Annotated in this window: 16 protein-coding genes; 5 read left to right on the forward strand and 11 right to left on the reverse strand. The window is 37.3% G+C overall.

The genetic code is table 11. From position 1 onward, the window contains the following. Positions 1-3 precede the first annotated feature (3 nt). Positions 4-2,196, forward strand: coding sequence for a ribonuclease R family protein (locus tag LEP1GSC195_RS14155; protein WP_015682444.1), 2,193 nt, complete (start codon positions 4-6; stop codon positions 2,194-2,196). Between the two features lie 20 nt (positions 2,197-2,216). Here LEP1GSC195_RS14155 and LEP1GSC195_RS14160 read toward each other — a convergent pair whose 3' ends face one another. Further along, positions 2,217-3,905 (reverse strand): alkaline phosphatase family protein, encoded by a 1,689-nt coding sequence (locus LEP1GSC195_RS14160; RefSeq protein WP_015681882.1) that lies wholly within the window; start codon positions 3,903-3,905, stop codon positions 2,217-2,219. 70 nt (positions 3,906-3,975) lie between these two features. On the opposite strand from LEP1GSC195_RS14160, the gene LEP1GSC195_RS14165 reads away from it, so the two are divergent. Further along, positions 3,976-4,971, forward strand: a complete 996-nt coding sequence (locus LEP1GSC195_RS14165; protein ID WP_084597431.1) for a CapA family protein — start codon at positions 3,976-3,978, stop codon at positions 4,969-4,971. Between the two features lie 52 nt (positions 4,972-5,023). On the opposite strand, the gene LEP1GSC195_RS14170 is transcribed toward LEP1GSC195_RS14165, so the two are convergent. The 3 genes from LEP1GSC195_RS14170 to LEP1GSC195_RS14180 are packed head-to-tail and all read right to left on the reverse strand — an operon-like array spanning position 5,024 to position 6,644. Further along, positions 5,024-5,653, reverse strand: coding sequence for an L-threonylcarbamoyladenylate synthase (locus LEP1GSC195_RS14170; protein WP_015680580.1), 630 nt, complete (start codon positions 5,651-5,653; stop codon positions 5,024-5,026). Positions 5,654-5,667: 14 nt separating this feature from the next. Further along, positions 5,668-6,405: an SDR family NAD(P)-dependent oxidoreductase gene (locus LEP1GSC195_RS14175; RefSeq protein WP_040506763.1), complete on the reverse strand. Its 738-nt coding sequence runs from the start codon at positions 6,403-6,405 to the stop codon at positions 5,668-5,670. Beyond that, entirely contained in the window at positions 6,402-6,644 is a 243-nt protein-coding gene (locus LEP1GSC195_RS14180) for a hypothetical protein (RefSeq protein ID WP_198012803.1), read from the reverse strand. Before LEP1GSC195_RS14180 ends, LEP1GSC195_RS14175 begins: the two co-directional genes overlap by 4 nt. A gap of 39 nt (positions 6,645-6,683) precedes the next feature. Here LEP1GSC195_RS14180 and LEP1GSC195_RS14185 point away from each other — a divergent pair, with 39 nt between their 5' ends. After that, a complete protein-coding gene (locus LEP1GSC195_RS14185) occupies positions 6,684-7,262 on the forward strand; it encodes a Maf family protein (RefSeq protein WP_015681470.1) in 579 nt (192 codons plus the stop codon). Here LEP1GSC195_RS14185 and LEP1GSC195_RS14190 read toward each other — a convergent pair. After that, positions 7,242-7,472, reverse strand: coding sequence for a hypothetical protein (locus tag LEP1GSC195_RS14190; RefSeq protein ID WP_015682083.1), 231 nt, complete (start codon positions 7,470-7,472; stop codon positions 7,242-7,244). The two genes, LEP1GSC195_RS14185 and LEP1GSC195_RS14190, sit on opposite strands and share 21 nt — an antisense overlap. A gap of 51 nt (positions 7,473-7,523) precedes the next feature. Between LEP1GSC195_RS14190 and LEP1GSC195_RS14195 the strand changes: the two genes are divergently transcribed. Further along, a complete protein-coding gene (locus tag LEP1GSC195_RS14195; protein ID WP_015681042.1) occupies positions 7,524-8,633 on the forward strand; it encodes a DNA polymerase III subunit delta in 1,110 nt (369 codons plus the stop codon). On the opposite strand, the gene LEP1GSC195_RS14200 is transcribed toward LEP1GSC195_RS14195, so the two are convergent. After that, positions 8,612-9,499, reverse strand: a complete 888-nt coding sequence (locus LEP1GSC195_RS14200; protein ID WP_015681517.1) for a helix-turn-helix domain-containing protein — start codon at positions 9,497-9,499, stop codon at positions 8,612-8,614. The two genes, LEP1GSC195_RS14195 and LEP1GSC195_RS14200, sit on opposite strands and share 22 nt — an antisense overlap. Then, positions 9,480-11,057, reverse strand: coding sequence for an LIC10012 family protein (locus LEP1GSC195_RS14205; RefSeq protein WP_015682638.1), 1,578 nt, complete (start codon positions 11,055-11,057; stop codon positions 9,480-9,482). The genes LEP1GSC195_RS14200 and LEP1GSC195_RS14205 overlap by 20 nt, the downstream gene beginning before the upstream one ends. Positions 11,058-11,186: 129 nt before the next feature. Here LEP1GSC195_RS14205 and LEP1GSC195_RS14210 point away from each other — a divergent pair, with 129 nt between their 5' ends. Next, the gene (locus tag LEP1GSC195_RS14210) at positions 11,187-11,768 is read left to right on the forward strand and encodes a lipoprotein LipL21 (protein WP_002972335.1); all 582 of its coding nucleotides are present in this window, start codon (positions 11,187-11,189) and stop codon (positions 11,766-11,768) included. A gap of 71 nt (positions 11,769-11,839) precedes the next feature. Here LEP1GSC195_RS14210 and LEP1GSC195_RS14215 read toward each other — a convergent pair whose 3' ends face one another. The 4 genes from LEP1GSC195_RS14215 to gyrB are packed head-to-tail and all read right to left on the reverse strand — an operon-like array spanning position 11,840 to position 17,727. Next, the gene (locus tag LEP1GSC195_RS14215) at positions 11,840-12,223 is read right to left on the reverse strand and encodes a PilZ domain-containing protein (RefSeq protein WP_015681310.1); all 384 of its coding nucleotides are present in this window, start codon (positions 12,221-12,223) and stop codon (positions 11,840-11,842) included. A gap of 21 nt (positions 12,224-12,244) precedes the next feature. Further along, entirely contained in the window at positions 12,245-13,249 is a 1,005-nt protein-coding gene (locus LEP1GSC195_RS14220) for a tRNA dihydrouridine synthase (protein WP_015680502.1), read from the reverse strand. Positions 13,250-13,262: 13 nt separating this feature from the next. Further along, complete coding sequence (gyrA, locus tag LEP1GSC195_RS14225) at positions 13,263-15,788, reverse strand: DNA gyrase subunit A (protein ID WP_015682327.1); 2,526 nt, start codon at positions 15,786-15,788, stop codon at positions 13,263-13,265. Positions 15,789-15,807: 19 nt separating this feature from the next. Then, positions 15,808-17,727: a DNA topoisomerase (ATP-hydrolyzing) subunit B gene (gyrB, locus tag LEP1GSC195_RS14230; RefSeq protein ID WP_015681538.1), complete on the reverse strand. Its 1,920-nt coding sequence runs from the start codon at positions 17,725-17,727 to the stop codon at positions 15,808-15,810. Between the last annotated feature and the right edge of the window lie 43 nt (positions 17,728-17,770).

Raw genomic sequence — 17,770 nt, forward strand, 5'->3', positions numbered from 1 at the left:
TTTATGGATACCTATAAAATACAAAGAAAAATAATAGAATTTCTGGATCAACGGTCTGGAAAGGACATCACAAGACAAGAGATCAAAAAAAAATTTACCGAATCAAGTGAATTCAAACGACCCGACCCAAAAACAAAAAAGGTAAAATCTTTTAAACGGAAAGAAAAGGTTCCTAGAAAAGAAATCGAATTTCTTATCGACCAACTCATCGATCTGCTCCAGACAGAAGGATTATTAATACCCAACAAAAAGTATTTAACTGTTGCCAATCCTTTTCGCCTAACAGGAAGAATTTCTATTTCAAGAAGAGGTGATGGTTTTATTACCTTACCTACTAAGAATGATATTTTTGTTCCCGGCCCAATGACTAATTCAGCCATCACAGGCGACAAAGTAGAAGTCATTCCGTTAGGTGTCGGAAAGAAAAATAAACTTGAAGCAGAAGTGACGAATATTGTTAAACGAGGCCGAGTTCTCTATAGAATGCGTGTCAGAGAAAAAACGAATAAATTCATATTTGGAAACTTTCTAGATATGTTGGGAGATAACAAAGAAGGTGTTCTTCATGTTAAATCTATTTTAAAGGATACTTTTGATTCCATTAACGTAAATGATATTCTCATTGTAAAATTTAAAGAAGGCGCTCCTCCCCAAGAGAACATGTATGATGTTAGTTTTATCCGTTTCGAATCTGATACGAAAGAAGATAGTGACTTACAACGGATTTTAATGAAATACAATTATGATCCGGTTCATCCAGATTTTATACCTTTGGATTTTCCTGAGGAAGTGTCTGAAAAAACTGTTTCCGACTGGAACCAGAGAACCGACTTACGTGAACTATATGCCGTAACCATTGATGGCATTACTGCTAAAGACTTTGATGATGCAATCAGCTTTGTAGACGAAGGAAATAGACTTCGAATTTGGATTCACATTGCAGATGTTTCTTACTATGTAGAGAAAGATTCTCTATTAGATAAAGAAGCGTATGAAAGAGCTACGTCAGTTTATTTGGCTAATCGTGTAGTTCCCATGTTACCACCAATCCTATCAGAAGATTTGTGTAGTTTGGTTGCCAACACGAATCGTCTTGCCTTTACAGTGGAAATGGAAGCTAGTAAAACTGGTGAAATCTACAATGCAAAATTTTATAAATCAGTAATCAAAGTCAAAACTCGTTATACTTACGAAATGGCTGAGGAAGAAATCAAAGCCAAAGATCCAAATAATTGGATGTATCAGGTTTCTCAATTTACGGAGGCTTTACGGAAACGTAGGATGGCCGCTGGTCGAATCGACTTAAATTTACGAGAGACCACCATTACTTGGAACGAACGAAAAGAACCTATTGGGATTGAAAACCGCGAACGACTGACAAGTCATATTTTAATCGAAGAACTCATGTTGTCTGCGAACTTAAAAGTAGATGAGTTTTTACGAAAAAGAAAAGCACCGTCACTCCATCGAATTCATGAACCAATGGATGAGGAGAAATTAGAAACCTTAAATCATTTTCTCCAACTCAATGGCTACAACATCCAAATTAAAGATACAAGTTATGCGGAAATTATGAAGGCTGTAAAAGAAATTGAAGACAATTCTGTTGGAAAAATTTTCAATTATTTGCTTTTAAGAAGTTTTATGCAGGCCTACTACGGAGCAGATCCACTGGGCCACTGGGGACTGGGATTTAAAGACTATTGTCACTTCACTTCACCAATTAGGCGTTATCCGGATTTGATTGTCCATAGAGTTTTACAGGCTACACTTCTAGAAACAGAGAGAACCTATTCTGAGAATGAGATTGCAGTGATGGGATTACATTGTTCTGAAGAAGAACGTAGAGCCGCTGATGCGGAGCGAGACATCGTCAAAATCAAATCCTTCCGGTATTTGGAATCTACTGGAATCAAAGAATTCAAAGGTTTTATTGTGGGTATCCGCCCTTCTCAAATTTTTGTAGAGCTAGATATTTCTAATTTGGAAGGAGTTTTAGATAAATCAGAATTTACAGATGAGTTTGAAGTTGTTATCAAAAATGACTTTTCCTTCTATTCTAAAAAATATTCCAAGATATTCTTTATCGGCGATCCAGTTTCGGTCAGTCTCGATCGAATTGATTTTGAAGAGATCAAAGTCTATTTGAAATTAAAAGACTTCAAAAAAGACGACACTCCTCCCAAGAAAAAGTAAAATCAATCTCCGGATCTATTTTATAAAGATAGATTCGGAATCTCTTTTCTTCTCCATACCTTTCTAAAAAACTTTTTCTGATTCACTTGGATCGAAAGAATCTTATTAATTATCTCTTCTTCACTGACATTGAATTTTTTCATAATCTCCCTATCGAATGATAGCTGTGAATGAGCAACCCATTTGATAAGAGATTGTTTGTTTCTTTCAGATTCTGGCAATAATTCATTCACTGCTCCAAAGAATTGTTCGTGGCTTAAAAAGAGACCATTCGAAATTTCTGGCATTGGAGCCGCACCATGATCGGCAGTGACCACCATAACAAAGTTATCTCCAAAGTTATCTTTTAGAAATTGGAAGATAGTTTGAATTTCTTTGTCAGTTGCCTTAAGCACCTGTTCGGCCTCTTTAGATTCCCAACCATACAAATGTCCGACCGCATCCGTTGCCTTTAAAGTCACATAGGCAAGATCTGTGATTCCATCTTTATCTTTTTTAGTGTTGAGAATCGTTTCTGAAACCGTATCGCGAAACAACGCCCCATCCATTTTTACCTGAAATTCGGAACCTTGGAAGTGGTGAATTTTTGCCATTAACTCGATTGCGTCTTTAGCTTCAAAGTGCGTAGAGATTTGGTTTTTGTTATCTAAATAAAATTTATATAAATTGTATTTCTGCGCAGATTTTGGTGTGAGAAAAGCGTTCGCATACGATGACCAAGATAAATTTTTTATATCTTGCCAATACACATAGTCGAAGTCGGAAGGAAGGGAATCCTTATTCTTTGTGGAGGGACTAAAAAGTTTTCCATGACCTGCCATACCCACGGAGGCTCTTGCCGCATAACATTGGCTAATGATTACCGGTTCATTATTTTTGAAAAGATCCCATTCATCGGAGAAACTAGGAACTGCTAACTCACTAAGATCCCAATCTTTATTTGCTCCCTGGTATACAGGCCTGTGAAGGACTTTTCCATCTGCATAAGAATAGATTTCGTTTGAGAATATCTTTGAATCTTTAGGAAAGGCACCTGTTCCAATCGCCATGTGTCCAACGGCCGTATGGGATTCCAAGTGACCTACTTTTGCTTTTTTGAAATAGGCAGAATTGTTTTTTAAACCTTCTAAAAATGGATAAGAACCTTTGTGTGCTTTGTAAAGTTGTCTTCCACCTTGATCCACAACAACAGTGACGATGATCTCTGGTTTTACATTTTGATTTTGGAATATTTTATCTAAATAGGAAGTGTCTAGTGTATTGGTAAATTTGAAATCGAGAATCCTTCCATATATAGAAGGGATATGTTGTTGGTTGATAGGATCAGAATACTGGCCGTTTCGAATCCATTTAGGGCCATAGATCCAAATGGGAATTTCTGTATCATAAAAGTATTGTGTATAATGAGAGGTGTAGTTTACTTCTTTCGAAAAATTTTCTTCCTCTGCATCCAATTGCCATTGGGTCTTTAATTCTTCCCAAGACAGATCGTGATCCTCTAAAATATTTTTAATCTCTTCCTTAGAATAATGAGAAAGAGTGATTGCATCCCTTGCCTCTCTATCAAATATATTGAATGGATAGGGAGCCAATATTAAATCTGTATCATTCTGCATTGATAGAAAGGCAGCGCGTTTATAATCCTCTTCCCAACCACAGCCGAATAGAATAAAAAGCAAACCAATGATCAATCCATACATTCGATTCATACTATTTTTGGTTTTCACTGTTTCCTGCCTATCTTGCTACACGTTACCTGATGTTTACTTTTCGAGGCAAGTGCGAATTAAAGTAGTGGGCGATCTCATGTGTCACAACTCGCAAATCTCTACTTATTATAGACAGAAAACAAAAGACTATGATTCTACCGGTAGTTTCGAATTCGTTTCAAATCTATTACAAGATGCTGATCTCACTCTAGGAAATTTAGAGACTACGATTGCCTTTGACCCAAATGAATTCAGCGGTTATCCAAGATTTGGTTCCCCCATAGGTTTTTTAACAGGCATTCAAAATGCGGGTTTCGACATTCTTTCTACAGCGAACAACCATTCTGCTGACAAAGGTCCTTTTGGAATCGATAACACAATAGATTCTGTTTTCAATAAAGGAATGATTCCCATTGGGACCTATAAAGGAAACTCAGATTACTTGGAACGAAAAGATTTTTTTCAGGAAATCAATGGAATCAAGATTGCGATTTATAACTACTCTTATTCCACAAATGGAATTCCGGTAAAAAATGAAAGAATCGTACGATTGTTAGATGAAAAAACAATTAAAGAAGACGTACGTATTGCCAAAGAAAATGGAATCCATTTTGTGATTCTTTGGTATCACTATGGAAAAGAATACGAAGAGAAACCAGATAATTCACAAACAAAATGGGTTAACATTGGACTAGATACCGGTGCCGATATCATTATCGGAGGCCACCCCCATGTAGTCCAGAGAGTGGACCTGTTCCAAGAAGATAAAAACTTAGAAGACAGGTTGGTTGCCTATTCTCTCGGAAACTTTTTATCAGCACAAAATAGAGATGCAACAGATGGAGGAATCATCCTTTCGTTTCAAATAGAGATTGATTCACAACAACGGAAAAAAATCAAAAATGTGACAACAGATCCTGTTTGGGTATTCCCGCATGGTTATAAAATCATACCCATTCAAAAATACAAACAGAATGAAGTTTCAATAAAGGTTCCAAAACAATCAGAAAAACGAATGTATGCGTATGAATCTCATCTTAAAAAAATTCCAGGATTGGTTTTTTAGATTAGATGATTCGATCTATGATACTTGCAGCTCAATTAATCCTATCTGATTCTTAAGTATTAGAAATTTCAGAAAAAATCAATTCGTAACCTTTTCCTTCACGGATTAAACCGATGGAGTCATCATTGATTTGGACAATTGTGGAAAGTTCTGTTTTTACAATCCCTCCATCGATAATACCCTCAACCTGGTTTCCATAAATGGTTTCTAGATCATCAATATCGATAATAAACTCATCATCGCAAAATGCTGATGTGGATGTTAAGGGTGAATCATGGATTTTTAAAAGTTCAGAAAGATAAATGTGGTCAGGAATTCGAATTCCAATTTGTCGATCTCTATGGTGGGCCACCGATGGTTTCGGTAAGTTTTTATTGGCTTTTAAAACAAAAGTAAAAGGACCAGGAGTGACTCTTTTCATTAACCTATATGCTGAGTTGGGAAGGTATTCAATAAAATTAGAAGCCATCGAGATATCTTTACACATTAAGGAAAGAGGTTTGTCTTTGGATAATTTACGAATTGTGTATATTTTCTCTACTCCCAACTTCGAGTGTGCATCAGCTACTATAGCGTACACTGTGTCCGTTGGGAAGATATAGACTGCTCCATCCTTTAATCTTTCCGAAATCTGTTTTAGTTTTCGAACTTCTGGATTTTCTGGATGAAGGTATAAAATCATAATTTCAATTGCTGCTACTGTGCAGTCAGTCCCCCATCCAAAACAATGCATTGGCCCGTCATGTAAGAAGAAGAATCGGATGCCAAATAAATTGCAGCTCCTAAAATTTCTTCTGGTTTTCCCAATCGACCCATAGGAATTCCAGCAAGCACTTGTTTCATGATAAATTCTTTATCTTTAATCATATCGGTCATCTCGGTATCAATGAGTCCTGGGCAAATTACATTCACTCGGTAGCCATTATTACACCATTCGATAGCCAACGCTTTGGAAAGTGTTATGACGGCTCCTTTTGTTCCCGAATATACGGAAGCAAGTTTACTTCCGACCATACCCAAAACTGAAGCCACATTGATGATGTTCCCACCTTCTTTTTTGTGGTGTTTGTAATATGCCTGACAATTGCGAAAGACACCGACATAGTTTGTTTGGACAATATTTTGTAGTTCTTCTTCTTTGAATCCAGAAGCAGGAGTGTTGGTTGCAATCCCTGCATTGTTGATGAGTGTATCAAGCCTTCCGTGTTTCGTTTTGATTTGGCCAATCACTTCAAAGGCAGCGCCTTCATTACGAACATCCAGCACTACTCCATTGATCCCTTCTTTGGACATCCATTCAATAGATTCTGGCCGAGATCCTGCACCATATACAATAGCGCCCGCATCACGAAAACCTAGTGCCATTGTCTTTCCAATGCCACGGCTGGCACCAGTGATTAAAATTGTTTTTCCTTTTACATCAAACAAACTCATTTTACCTCATGATTGGAAGGATAACAATCGCTAGCTTGAGGTTTTGTGTCTTCCATAAGTTTTTTATAATCTAAAGTATTATCGTCCCGAACTAAATCTCTTCTTATGTAGTGGGTTCCTTTATCGTAATAATCCGCAATGGGATTACAATCTTGAATGTCTTCCGAATCACCTCGTTTACATCCAAAAACTAAAACGAATGCCCATAAAAAAATAGCCAAAAGTCGAGGACTCATCATAATGAAATGAAACAATAACCCTTAAGGAATAGCAAGAATTTGTTTATACTCAAATCGGCATCACCCAGACGAATTCAAATCCTAAAGGATCTTGGATTCCAATTTTTGGTGGAACCAGCAAACATTGATGAGACCCAAAACTCAGGAGAACTCCCTTTAGTTTATTTAGAACGAATGGTTCACTCTAAACTGGGAAATTTGAGAGATAAAAATACCTTATATTTAGCTGCTGATACCATTGTGGTCTTTCAGAATGAAATTTTACACAAACCAATCGATTTGGAAGATTCCATTCGCATTCTAAAAATTCTTTCAGGGAACAAACATTCTGTTTTTTCAGGAGCTGCTCTTGGAACGAATTTTGGCACTGATTTCTTTTATGAAGAAACCACTATCGAATTCAAAAATTGGAAGGAAGAGGAAATCAGAGACTATATTCTGCGATGCAAACCTTTTGATAAGGCAGGTTCTTACGGAATCCAAGATGAAGATGGGCCGGTGTTTTCTAAAGAAGGCTCGTATACGAATGTTATGGGATTCCCACTCCGAAGTTTTTTTTCGCATTCTTCGGTGTGGTTGCCTTTCTGGGAAGGGTCTTTAGGCGTAGAGATTGACTAAATTTCCAGGTTTATAAGATGCTTTTGCATCCGGGGTAGATTGGATTTCCGCCGCTTTTTTTTCTGTTTCACCAGAAACATATTTAGGTTGGTAGGCCCGCGACTGAATCGCTTCTACTTGTTCGACTGCTTGGGTATTGTATGTGGGGGACACATACATATACGGTTCGCCCAGTCCTGAAACTCTTGCCACATTACTTGAGATTTCCATAGTATGAATATCGCCCTGATCCTAACGAAAGATTAGACCGGTTTACAGAAAATGGAAACAAAAAAATCGCAAGCAAGGGAATTTACCTCTCTTTTCCAACTCTTCAAAACCCAAACTTCGAACTTACCCCAGTTTTTTGCTTACTCGGGGGAAGACTCCTATGAATTTGAACTCATCATTGATCATTACAAGGAAACGCTTTCCAAATCCGCAGGAACTTACGAAATCATTTTGATTGTTTCTGAATCCGGCGAACAGGCAAAACTCTTTGCAGAACTATTCACGCCTGATATGTTTTATCCGCGCAAACTGATCATAGTCAAACAAGCAACGGCACTTTTTAAACCTATTCTTGATACAAAGTCCGCACAGGAATGGAAAGACTTTGCATCTGGATTTCGAAAAAACATTACTTCAGTATCTGATGAAATTTTTCTATTAGTTCACTACGATAGTAAAGATATCCCACAAAGTTTGATTCAACTTTTTCAAAGTACACTGAACTATTACAAAACAAAATTTTTATACCCAAGTGATTATCCAAAAGTATTCAAAGATGTTTGTGATCAGGAACAAGTGCATTTTGAATCCAATGCATCCGATGAATTCATACATAGAGTTCCTGCAAATGTCGGTGCCTATTTAAAGAGTGTTAAAAAATTAAAACAATATTTACATCGTTCTAAATTTACAATTGAAGATATAAATGCAGTTCTATTTAGCCAAAACGAACTCAATACAAACATACTTGTTGAGTCTTTAATTCAAAAGCGAAAAGTAGATTTTTTCAAAGAGTTTACTAAATTTAGCGATCAAAACTCAGAGATACTTAGTTTTCTCACAAGACTCACTTACAAATTGGATGAAATTCGTAAAATCAAAGTCATTCGATCTAGACATAACGGCGAAGTTCCAATTCCACTTATGGATGAACTTTTAAAAACAGGAAGTTATTCGGATGCTAGAAAAAACTTTGTAAGACGCCAATTGGTATCCGATTCCGCAATATTTACAGATAAAATTTTAGATCAATTTTATGACCAAGTGATCGAGATGAATATTAAATTCAAATCAGGTCTTCGGGACGAAGAAGGGAAAAACTATTTTTTACAAAAAATAATGCATTTGTTTTCTTTACTTCAAGAAAGATCTTCTAATTGATATTCATGAAGTTTACGATATAAATTTCTTTCTGAAATTCCAAGTAACTTAGCTGCTTTTTCTCTATTTCCTTTTGTATAAATCAAATTGGCTTTTATGATTTCTTTTTCATAAACTTCTAAACTAATTCCTGGTTTTACTTCTAATTCAGATAATTGGTTCTCAAAAAAATGAGAAGGAATCTGTTTCCAATGTATTTGTTTTCCAGAAGAGAAACCTACCAGTGCAAAGATCATATCCTTAAGTTCGGAAAGATTTGAGGTGAAAGTTTTGTTTTTAAAAAATATAAAAAATTCTTCTTCTATACCTGTGATCTTTTTATTTAACTCAATATTCGCTTCTTCTAAAAATTGAGAAACAAACTGCGGTAATTCGGATAATCTTTTCTTGAGATTTGGAATTTCAAAACGAAAGGATTTTAGTTGGTCATAAAAATCAGAATACACATTCTTTTGATTTAGAATTTCAAGCTCATCAGAATGAATTTCCCAATATAAAAAAACTTTCGATTTTTCTTCATATTTTTCCGATTTCCACCACTGCTGTAATTGAAGAACATCTTCCGGTTTTGCCTTAGTGATCCGATCAATGCAAATTGTGATTATTTGTTTAGAAGATTTAATTTTCTCTAGGGAATCTGCGAAAGAAAATGGATATTGAAAATCCAAGCTTACAATAGAATTTTCTGTTATGTTCCTTTGTTCCAAGCTTTTGCGAATCCAAAAACTTTTACCAACTCCTCTTTCTCCGATGATTAACATTGGTAAATTTGAGTTAGTTGTTTCGATCCATTGGTTACGAATCTTTTGTATATCCGATCCGCCACAAATCCATTCTGTATTGGATTTATTTCTTTTTGATGACACTCACTGTCCCTTGTATATATCCGTTAAATTCTCTGATCTTATTTGTATCTAAAAACTTTTTCGCCTGCGAAGGTTTCACCATCAGTGTCTTAGGATAGGTTGTATTAACTTTTAACAAATTTGTTTCTGCAGGTGCATTTTTCACACCCCAAGTCGATAGAGGATCCAGAACAAAGGTAGTTTGTACTAAGTATTCTTTTCCTTTGGTAACAGCAACATCGTAAGGCAATTGAATCCAGATAGCTTCACCTTTGGATTCTAAGAGAACCGTTTGAAATCTATCTTTTTCTGATTGGTCCGTATTCGATTCTGTGCGAAGTAAATATTCCAAATCTGTTTTGATTTCTTCTTTTTCTAAAACACGTTTATCTGCAATCTTTTCATAAGCTAGATATAAATTGTACGGTGTAATTACGTCTACTGCAGCACGAACTAAAGAGGCATCGTATTTTTTGATTTGGTTTTGGTTCCAGTTAAAAGGCAACTGTAACTCTTCCACAGAGGAATATACATTAAACTGGTTTAAATACAAGTATTCATATCCTTCTGAAGTTCCAATCTTTTGATATTCCGTAATGCCTACAACGCGACTATTACTTGCTTTACCAATCCGTTGCAATTCTCTAATGGTACTAAGATCAGAATGGTTAGGAATTAGAATGATAGGTTCAATTTCTATATGGCGGAGATCATTCAAAGCCATAATAATCGAACCTGATTTATCTTTAACACTTGAGGAAAGCAGTAGGAATAGTTTTCTTGATTCTTTTTTTCCAGAAGCAACTTTTGATTTTAATCCTTGTAATGCGGAAACCACAGACTCAGTTTGATTATTCCCTTGCCATCCAGTTTCTTCCATCAGTTTCTTAATTTCAGTATGCTCTTTTGTTGGAGGAATACTTACGGTTTTATCCTTTTTGATAAGAGTAACACCTAGGTACAATCCATCCTGATCATACATCGAAGATAAACTCTTCAGAACATCTTTTTTATAATAAGCATAGGAGGAATGAATATCAATAAAGAGAGAAATTTCATAATTTGGAGCAATTTTATTTTTCTTTTCGTAGAAGCGTGGTGGCAAAAATCGGAAACTCTTATCGTTATGTTTTTCATAAGCTAATACAAAATTTGATATGAGTTTGGATTGAACCGTTTGTCTGGTTTGATTTTTACAATTGTAAATGACAGTTTTAACAAGAATAGGATTTCCAAAATCAATCTGGTCCTGAACCACAAAATGGGAATCCCATTCACTGCAATAAGAATACAAATCCTGGTCTTTTAGATCTGCTTCCTCATTCCATTCCGTTTCATTTAAATACGTTTCTACCAATTTAGGATCGGTGATTTCTGTAAAAAAATTTCGCTTCAGATAATGTCGTGAAAGTCGGGACAGTTCGAATCCTGCCTCACGTCTGGATCCAAGAACTGGAGGAACTTCGCCAGAAATGTAAGCAGGTAGGATAGAAATTTCTTTCCCGAAAGTATATTCGGGAAAGAACGCAATAAAAATAAGAATCAAAACATAGGGGATTCGGAAGGGCCGGCGAGACATAAAATTAGAATCGGTCTATTGAGGGAAAATGTAAATCTTTATCCTTCGGTCATCATTCGTTTTCTTTGAGAAAAGATTGACAAGGTGTTTTTATAGGGTCAAATTCTTCGGAAAAGGAGTAGATTCTTTATGAAGAAATCGCTTATCGTATGTGCCTCTCTAATCGCATTTGTTGTATCTTGCGGATCCAATGATGGAGGCAGAAGAGACGCTACGACCGTAGGTAAAAATGGTTGGATTTTTGAAGGTTGGGCTTGTGCACCTGACGCCGCTGCTGCAAAACGTGGTGAAAGCCCTGCTGAGTATTGCAAAGGAAAAGAGAAAGAATACGATTATCTTTACATGAAATTTTCTGCACGTGCTTCTGACAAAGCAATCAAAGCTAACTCAGTTGCAATGAAACAATCCACTTGCCGTGAAGCAGCTCGACTTCAAGTTGCCGGTGATGGTTTGAAAAAAATCTTGGGTGAATATTTAGAACAAGCATCCGGTGTATCTGATGGTCAATCCACAGGTTCCGTAATTGTTTCTGAATCTAAAGGTATCATCAAAGGTGTTGGGGTTTATGACTGCTGCTCACTTAACAACGAAACAGGAATTTGCGCAAATGTTGGCGAACCTGAAACATGGGAAGAATGTCAGTGTGTTGGATACTTGCGTTATGCAGGTGGACAAAAAGCTCTTGAAGCAAAGGCAACTGCAGCTCAGTAATCTGACTGTTGTAACTTAAGGTTTCAAAAAAGCCTCCTCATTGGGAGGCTTTTTTTTGCCCTCGTAAAAGTTTACTTTTTTGTCTTTGGGTCAAAGTAGTGTTTGTGGATGAATTCCTGGACGATTTTATGTTCTGCAGCACCTAATGGTTGAAAGATTACTGATGTGGTCTTACCTGCCGTACGATGAACAGTTCCGATTATCTCTAAAGGATTTTGGTGTAGAGAGAACTGGATTTTCACTTGGTCACCTTCATAAAAGATTGCGGTTGTTTGGAAAGCTAAACCTCCCGTACCTAAATCAGAAAGATGTCCAGTAACAGGAGTATTTTTTGTTTTTATAAGTTCGACTGTGCAAGGTACATCTAATTTCACTCTTGCATCTTTACGTTTCTGTTTCACTCCGCCATATTTACTATAACTATCTGAAAATATTGACTGTCTTGAATCTGCCATTTTAACTTCCTCTACGCGAGACTAAACAAACGTTTCACAGTTTATATTCTCGTTTTTTATTTCGCTTATTTCCAAAAAATTAGAATCCATAGAAACAGACTCCAATCTATCTATAAATTGATTCACATTTGTGATCGCCAATAATTCTCTTTTTGTTTCATTCGGAAAACCAATGTTTTCTATATACCGTATAAAGTGTTTTCTAAAAAGGATCAAAGCATAATCATCTTCGGATGGATAAAATTTTAACATAAGATCTAGATGTTCTAGAATCACATTTTTTATCTCTAGCCAAGTTCTGTTTTCCTTTGGTGCATTAGAAAATATCCATGGGTTTCCGATGGCTTTACGACCAATAAGAACCAAATCCACTCCATATTCTTTTTTCTTATCTAAAGCTTCCGTAAAACTAGCAACATCTCCATTTCCGAAGATTGGAACATTCGCTTTCGATTTAATTTCGGCAATAGCATTCCAATCTGCAGAACCAGAGTATGCCATCGCTTTTGTCCTACCGTGAACAGATATCGCAGATACACCTGAACCTTCTAATACTTTGACTGTTTCTAAGTAGTTTAAGGAATTTGCATCCCAACCAAGTCGAATCTTAGCCGTGACAGGGAGGCCTGTTTTCTTGCGAATTCCTTCGATCATAGCTCCAGCCAAACGAACATTTCGCAAGAGCCCTGCTCCTGAGCCGTGATGAGAGACCTTAGCCACAGAACAGCCCATATTAAGGTCTATCACATCTGGATTTTTGGAAGCAGCAATTTCTGAAGCATTTACAACTGTTTCTAGATCGGAACCGAAAATTTGAAAAAAAATGGGTCGTTCCGTTTCTAAATAACGGAACATATCGAGGGACTTTGTATTTCCCATTAACAGCTGTTCCGTGGAAACAAATTCTGTATAAGCAAAGGCAGAGCCGAAACGTCTGGAAATTTGTCTGTAGGGACTGTCAGAAATTCCAGCCATCGGAGAAAGAACAACGTCACCTTTGATTGTTACATTCCCGATGGTAATCATACGATCTCTTTAACTATTCAGGTTCTGATTCCGAATCTCTAACAACAGCGAAATCTTTTACAAAGTCTTCATCTTTGGTATTCACAACTTTGACTCCCATGGCTGAACGTCCCACCATAGAAATTGTTTTTACTTCCACGCGAATTGCCATTCCGGATTGAGTGATGACAAGAAGTTCATCGTCCTCTTTCACAGTGGCAATGCCAACAGACCTTCCATTTTTCTCACCGATCTTAAAGTAAGTCATCCCTTTACCACCACGACCTTTGGTTGAGAATTCTTCGAAATCCGTGCGTTTACCAAATCCATTTTCAGAAATACAGAATAACGTAGTATCCGGTTCTACTTTCGTAATCCCAGCTATCGCATCATCCTCTTCCAACTTCATCGCTGTAACACCCGAAGCAGTTCTACCTTGGGACCTCAGTTCATTCAAATTCATTCGAATGGCGAGACCATTTTTACTGCCGATAAAGACATCGTAATTATTTGGATTTGCAATCACATCGATAAGTTCATCTCCATCCCGAAGTCCGATTGCAATGATTCCTGATTTTTTCGTATTTGTGAATTCATCCAATTGGATTTTTTTCACAAATCCTTCTCTTGTAACCATAAGGAGGTAGGATTCATCAAAGTTTCTAAATGTGAATAACGATGTAATGATTTCATCATCATTCAAATTGATCACAGCTTTAAGCGACTTACCACGGGCTTCTTTCGAACCAATGGGCAATTCATAAACTTTCATGAGGAATGCTCGGCCTTTGTTTGAAAAGAGCATCAAGTTGTCATGAGTCATGGCACTACTTAATTTTTTAACAAAATCTTCTCGTTTAGTCGAGATTCCTTGAACTCCCTTCCCACCGCGTTTTTGGCGTCGGAAAGTATCCATAGGAAGACGTTTGATAAACATATCTTCCGAAAGTTGAACGACAACTTCTTCATCCGCAATTAAATCTTCTGCGTTAAAGGTTGAGGATTCTAAAGACTCTAGGCTGATTTCTGTAGAACGTGTATTTCCAAAAGACTGCGCCACTTTTCCAAGTTCATCACAAATAATCGACTTCACTCGTTCTGGTTTAGCAAGGATATCTTCCAAATCAGCAATAAGAAGTCTTACTTGTTCTAACTCTTCTATGATTTTTTGTACTTCCAGTGAGGTAAGTCTTTGCAAACGCATTTCCAAAATGGCGTCTGCTTGCAACTCAGAGAGAGCAAAAGTCGACATCAAAGAGCCCTGTGCTTCTCTTGCATCTTTCGAGGCACGAATGATACGAATCACTTCATCGATATTATCAAGTGCAATGCGTAATCCTTCTAAGATATGGGCTCTTTTCTGTGCTTTGTCTAAATCAAATTCAGTTCGTTTGATAACGACTTCATTTCTATGGTTAGCATAGGATTTTAGAATTTCTTTGAGAGAGAAGATTTTTGGACGGTTGTCCAAAATCGCAAGCATAGTGATTCCATAACTTACTTGTAGCTGGGTCAGTTTGAAAAGTTGGTTCAGAATGACTTGAGCATTGGCATCTTTTTTGATGTGAATCTCAACACGAATTCCCTTCCTGTCCGAAAGATCTAGAATTTCTGAAATCCCTTCAATGATCTTCTCATTCACCAAGTCCCCAATTTTTTCGAGTAGGTTCTTTTTGTTTACTTGATAAGGAATTTCATTAATAACAATGATCTCGCGACCTTTGTTATTTTCGATAATGTCTACTTTGGAACGAATCCGAATGGAACCCTTTCCCGTTGCATAAGCTTGGTATAGACCTTCTCCACCAATAATAGTTCCCCCCGTAGGAAAGTCTGGACCCGGAAGAATTTTCATGAGTTCAGGAAGAGTGATATCAGGATTTTGAATGAGCGCAATTACAGCATTTACCGACTCTTTTAGGTTATGCGGAGGAATGTTTGTCGCCATACCTACTGCAATTCCCGTAGAACCATTCACCAAAATATTTGGAAAATTGGCAGGTAATACATCCGGTTGTTGTCTCGTATCATCAAAGTTTGGTGAAAATCTTACGGTATTTTTTTCGATATCTTTTAGGAGTTCTTCTGCAAGTTTTGTTAGCCTTGCTTCTGTATATCGATAAGCAGCTGCATTGTCCCCGTCAACGGATCCAAAGTTACCTTGACCATCGATCAGAGTTTCTCGCATCGAGAAAGTTTGAGCCATACGAACCATAGTTTCGTAAACAGCTGAGTCACCATGAGGGTGGTAGTTACCAATTACTTCCCCAACAATTTTTGCAGATTTTACATAAGGACGATCTGATCTCCAGGCTCTTTCATTCATCGCATGAAGAATTCGTCTATGAACTGGTTTTAATCCATCCCTAACATCGGGAAGAGCACGACCTACAATTACGCTCATCGCATAATCAAGGTAAGCTTCCTTCATTTGGTCTTCAATTTCAACCGGAATGACCCGCACACCGGCTTTTAGTGCACCGGCTACGTCTGGTCTACCGGAAAGATTCAGTGCTAAGGTTTTGTTTGATTCGTTTTCTTGGCCGTTTTGTTCGGTCATTTTTTTATCCTAATTCCGATTAAAGATCTAAATTTCCAACTTTGTAAGAATTCGCTTCGATGAAACGACGGCGAGGAGAAACTTCATCTCCCATAAGGATATTAAATGTATCTTCTGCTTCTACAAAATCTTGTAACTTGACTTGTAGCATAACACGTTCTTTTGGATCCATAGTCGTATCCCAAAGTTGTTCTGGATTCATTTCTCCAAGTCCTTTGTATCGTTGGATCACAACTTTGTCATTGGGTCTTGCTTTAAGAATTTCTTCCTTTTCCCTGTCAGAGTAAACATAGACAGCTTCTCTTCCAAACTTCAAAAGATATAATGGAGGTTGTGCCACAAACAAAGATCCTTGTTCAATGATTGGTTTCATATACCGAAAGAAAAAAGTTAATAGAAGTGTTCGGATATGCGATCCGTCCACGTCCGCATCTGTCATAATGATGATTTTTTTATAACGAAGTTTTTCAACATTGAATTCATCATCACCTATTCCTGTTCCCATAACAGTGATTAGGGTTCGAATTTCTTCGTTCGAAAGAATTTTATCCAAACGTGCTTTTTCGACGTTTAGGATTTTACCTTTTAAGGGTAGAATGGCTTGGGTATTTCGATCCCGACCTTGTTTTGCTGATCCACCCGCCGAGTCTCCCTCGACAAGATACAATTCACAATGTTCAGGATCTTTTTCAGAGCAGTCCGCAAGTTTTCCAGGAAGACCACCACCCTCTAAAACGGTTTTCCTTCTTGTAAGATCTCGAGCACGTCTTGCAGCTTCTCTAGCTTTAGATGCTAAGATACATTTTTCTAAAATCTTTTTGATGACAGCAGGATTCTCTTCGAAGAAACGATTGAGTCCTTCTCCCGTGATGGTTTGCATTAAACCTTTCACTTCCGCATTTACTAACTTCTCTTTTGTTTGTGAGTTAAATTGCGGCTGCGGGATTTTAATCGAAATGACTGCACAAAGCCCTTCTTTAATGTCATCCCCTTGCAAACCATTGGGTTGTTTTTTAAAAAGAATTTGGTCTTTCTTTAGATGGTCATTGAGAGTTCTTGTAAGTGCCGTTCTAAATCCCTCTAAGTGGGTTCCACCTAGGTTGTTATTGATAGCGTTGGTAAAACAAAAAATATTTTCACTATATGTATCGCAATATTGAAGCGCAATCTCTGCCCAAACATTTTCTTTTTCTCCCACAAAGTGTAAAACTTTATGGAGTGGATGTTTTGATTCTGTGATATATTCCACAAAGGAAACAATCCCGCCATCAAACTTAAACTCATGTTTAGCAACTTCTTCTTTTCTTTGGTCTTCAATGCGAATAAGAAGTCCTTTATTTAAGAAAGCAATTTCTCTAAATCTTGCAGATAAGGTATCAAAGGAAAAATCAACCGTCGTAAAAATAGTATCGTCTGCTTTAAAGCGAACTACTGTTCCACGATGCGTCGTATCGCCAATTACTTTCACATCTTCTACAGGAACACCTGCCTGGTATTTTTGGTAATGGAGTTTACCCTCTTGGTGTACTTCCACTTCCAAATATGTCGAGAGTGCGTTGACTACTGAAACCCCCACCCCATGAAGACCACCAGAAACTTTATACGCATCGTTTTCGAACTTACCACCGGCATGTAAAATAGTAAGAACCACTTCAATTGTGGACTTACCTTTGTCGGGATGGATTCCCGTAGGAATTCCACGACCATTGTCTTTCACTTCTATGATATGATCAGGAAGAATACGAACATCAATCTCAGTACAGTGGCCAGCCATAGCCTCATCCACTGAGTTATCCACAACCTCATAAACCATCTTATGTAGGCCGGATTCATCTTGGGTTCCGATATACATTCCGGGACGTTTCCGGACCGCTTCGAGACCCTCTAGGATCTTGATTTTCGAGGCTGAATAGGCGTTTGGATCGGTTTGGTTGGACATAGATTTATAAGATACCCTAAAGGAAGTATCCTAGAAAGACCTT

It is taken from the genome of Leptospira wolbachii serovar Codice str. CDC, assembly GCF_000332515.2.
In the GTDB taxonomy this organism is placed as follows: Bacteria; Spirochaetota; Leptospiria; order Leptospirales; family Leptospiraceae; genus Leptospira_A; species Leptospira_A wolbachii.

Coding starts and splice junctions, on each gene's coding strand:
- LEP1GSC195_RS14155 (WP_015682444.1), top strand. CDS start 4: ATGGATACCTATAAAATACAAAGAAAAATAATAGAATTTCTGGATCAA.
- LEP1GSC195_RS14160 (WP_015681882.1), bottom strand. CDS start 3,905: ATGAATCGAATGTATGGATTGATCATTGGTTTGCTTTTTATTCTATTC.
- LEP1GSC195_RS14170 (WP_015680580.1), bottom strand. CDS start 5,653: ATGATTTTATACCTTCATCCAGAAAATCCAGAAGTTCGAAAACTAAAA.
- LEP1GSC195_RS14175 (WP_040506763.1), bottom strand. CDS start 6,405: ATGAGTTTGTTTGATGTAAAAGGAAAAACAATTTTAATCACTGGTGCC.
- LEP1GSC195_RS14180 (WP_198012803.1), bottom strand. CDS start 6,644: ATGATGAGTCCTCGACTTTTGGCTATTTTTTTATGGGCATTCGTTTTA.
- LEP1GSC195_RS14190 (WP_015682083.1), bottom strand. CDS start 7,472: ATGGAAATCTCAAGTAATGTGGCAAGAGTTTCAGGACTGGGCGAACCG.
- LEP1GSC195_RS14195 (WP_015681042.1), top strand. CDS start 7,524: ATGGAAACAAAAAAATCGCAAGCAAGGGAATTTACCTCTCTTTTCCAA.
- LEP1GSC195_RS14205 (WP_015682638.1), bottom strand. CDS start 11,057: ATGTCTCGCCGGCCCTTCCGAATCCCCTATGTTTTGATTCTTATTTTT.
- LEP1GSC195_RS14210 (WP_002972335.1), top strand. CDS start 11,187: ATGAAGAAATCGCTTATCGTATGTGCCTCTCTAATCGCATTTGTTGTA.
- LEP1GSC195_RS14215 (WP_015681310.1), bottom strand. CDS start 12,223: ATGGCAGATTCAAGACAGTCAATATTTTCAGATAGTTATAGTAAATAT.
- LEP1GSC195_RS14220 (WP_015680502.1), bottom strand. CDS start 13,249: ATGATTACCATCGGGAATGTAACAATCAAAGGTGACGTTGTTCTTTCT.
- gyrA (WP_015682327.1), bottom strand. CDS start 15,788: ATGACCGAACAAAACGGCCAAGAAAACGAATCAAACAAAACCTTAGCA.
- gyrB (WP_015681538.1), bottom strand. CDS start 17,727: ATGTCCAACCAAACCGATCCAAACGCCTATTCAGCCTCGAAAATCAAG.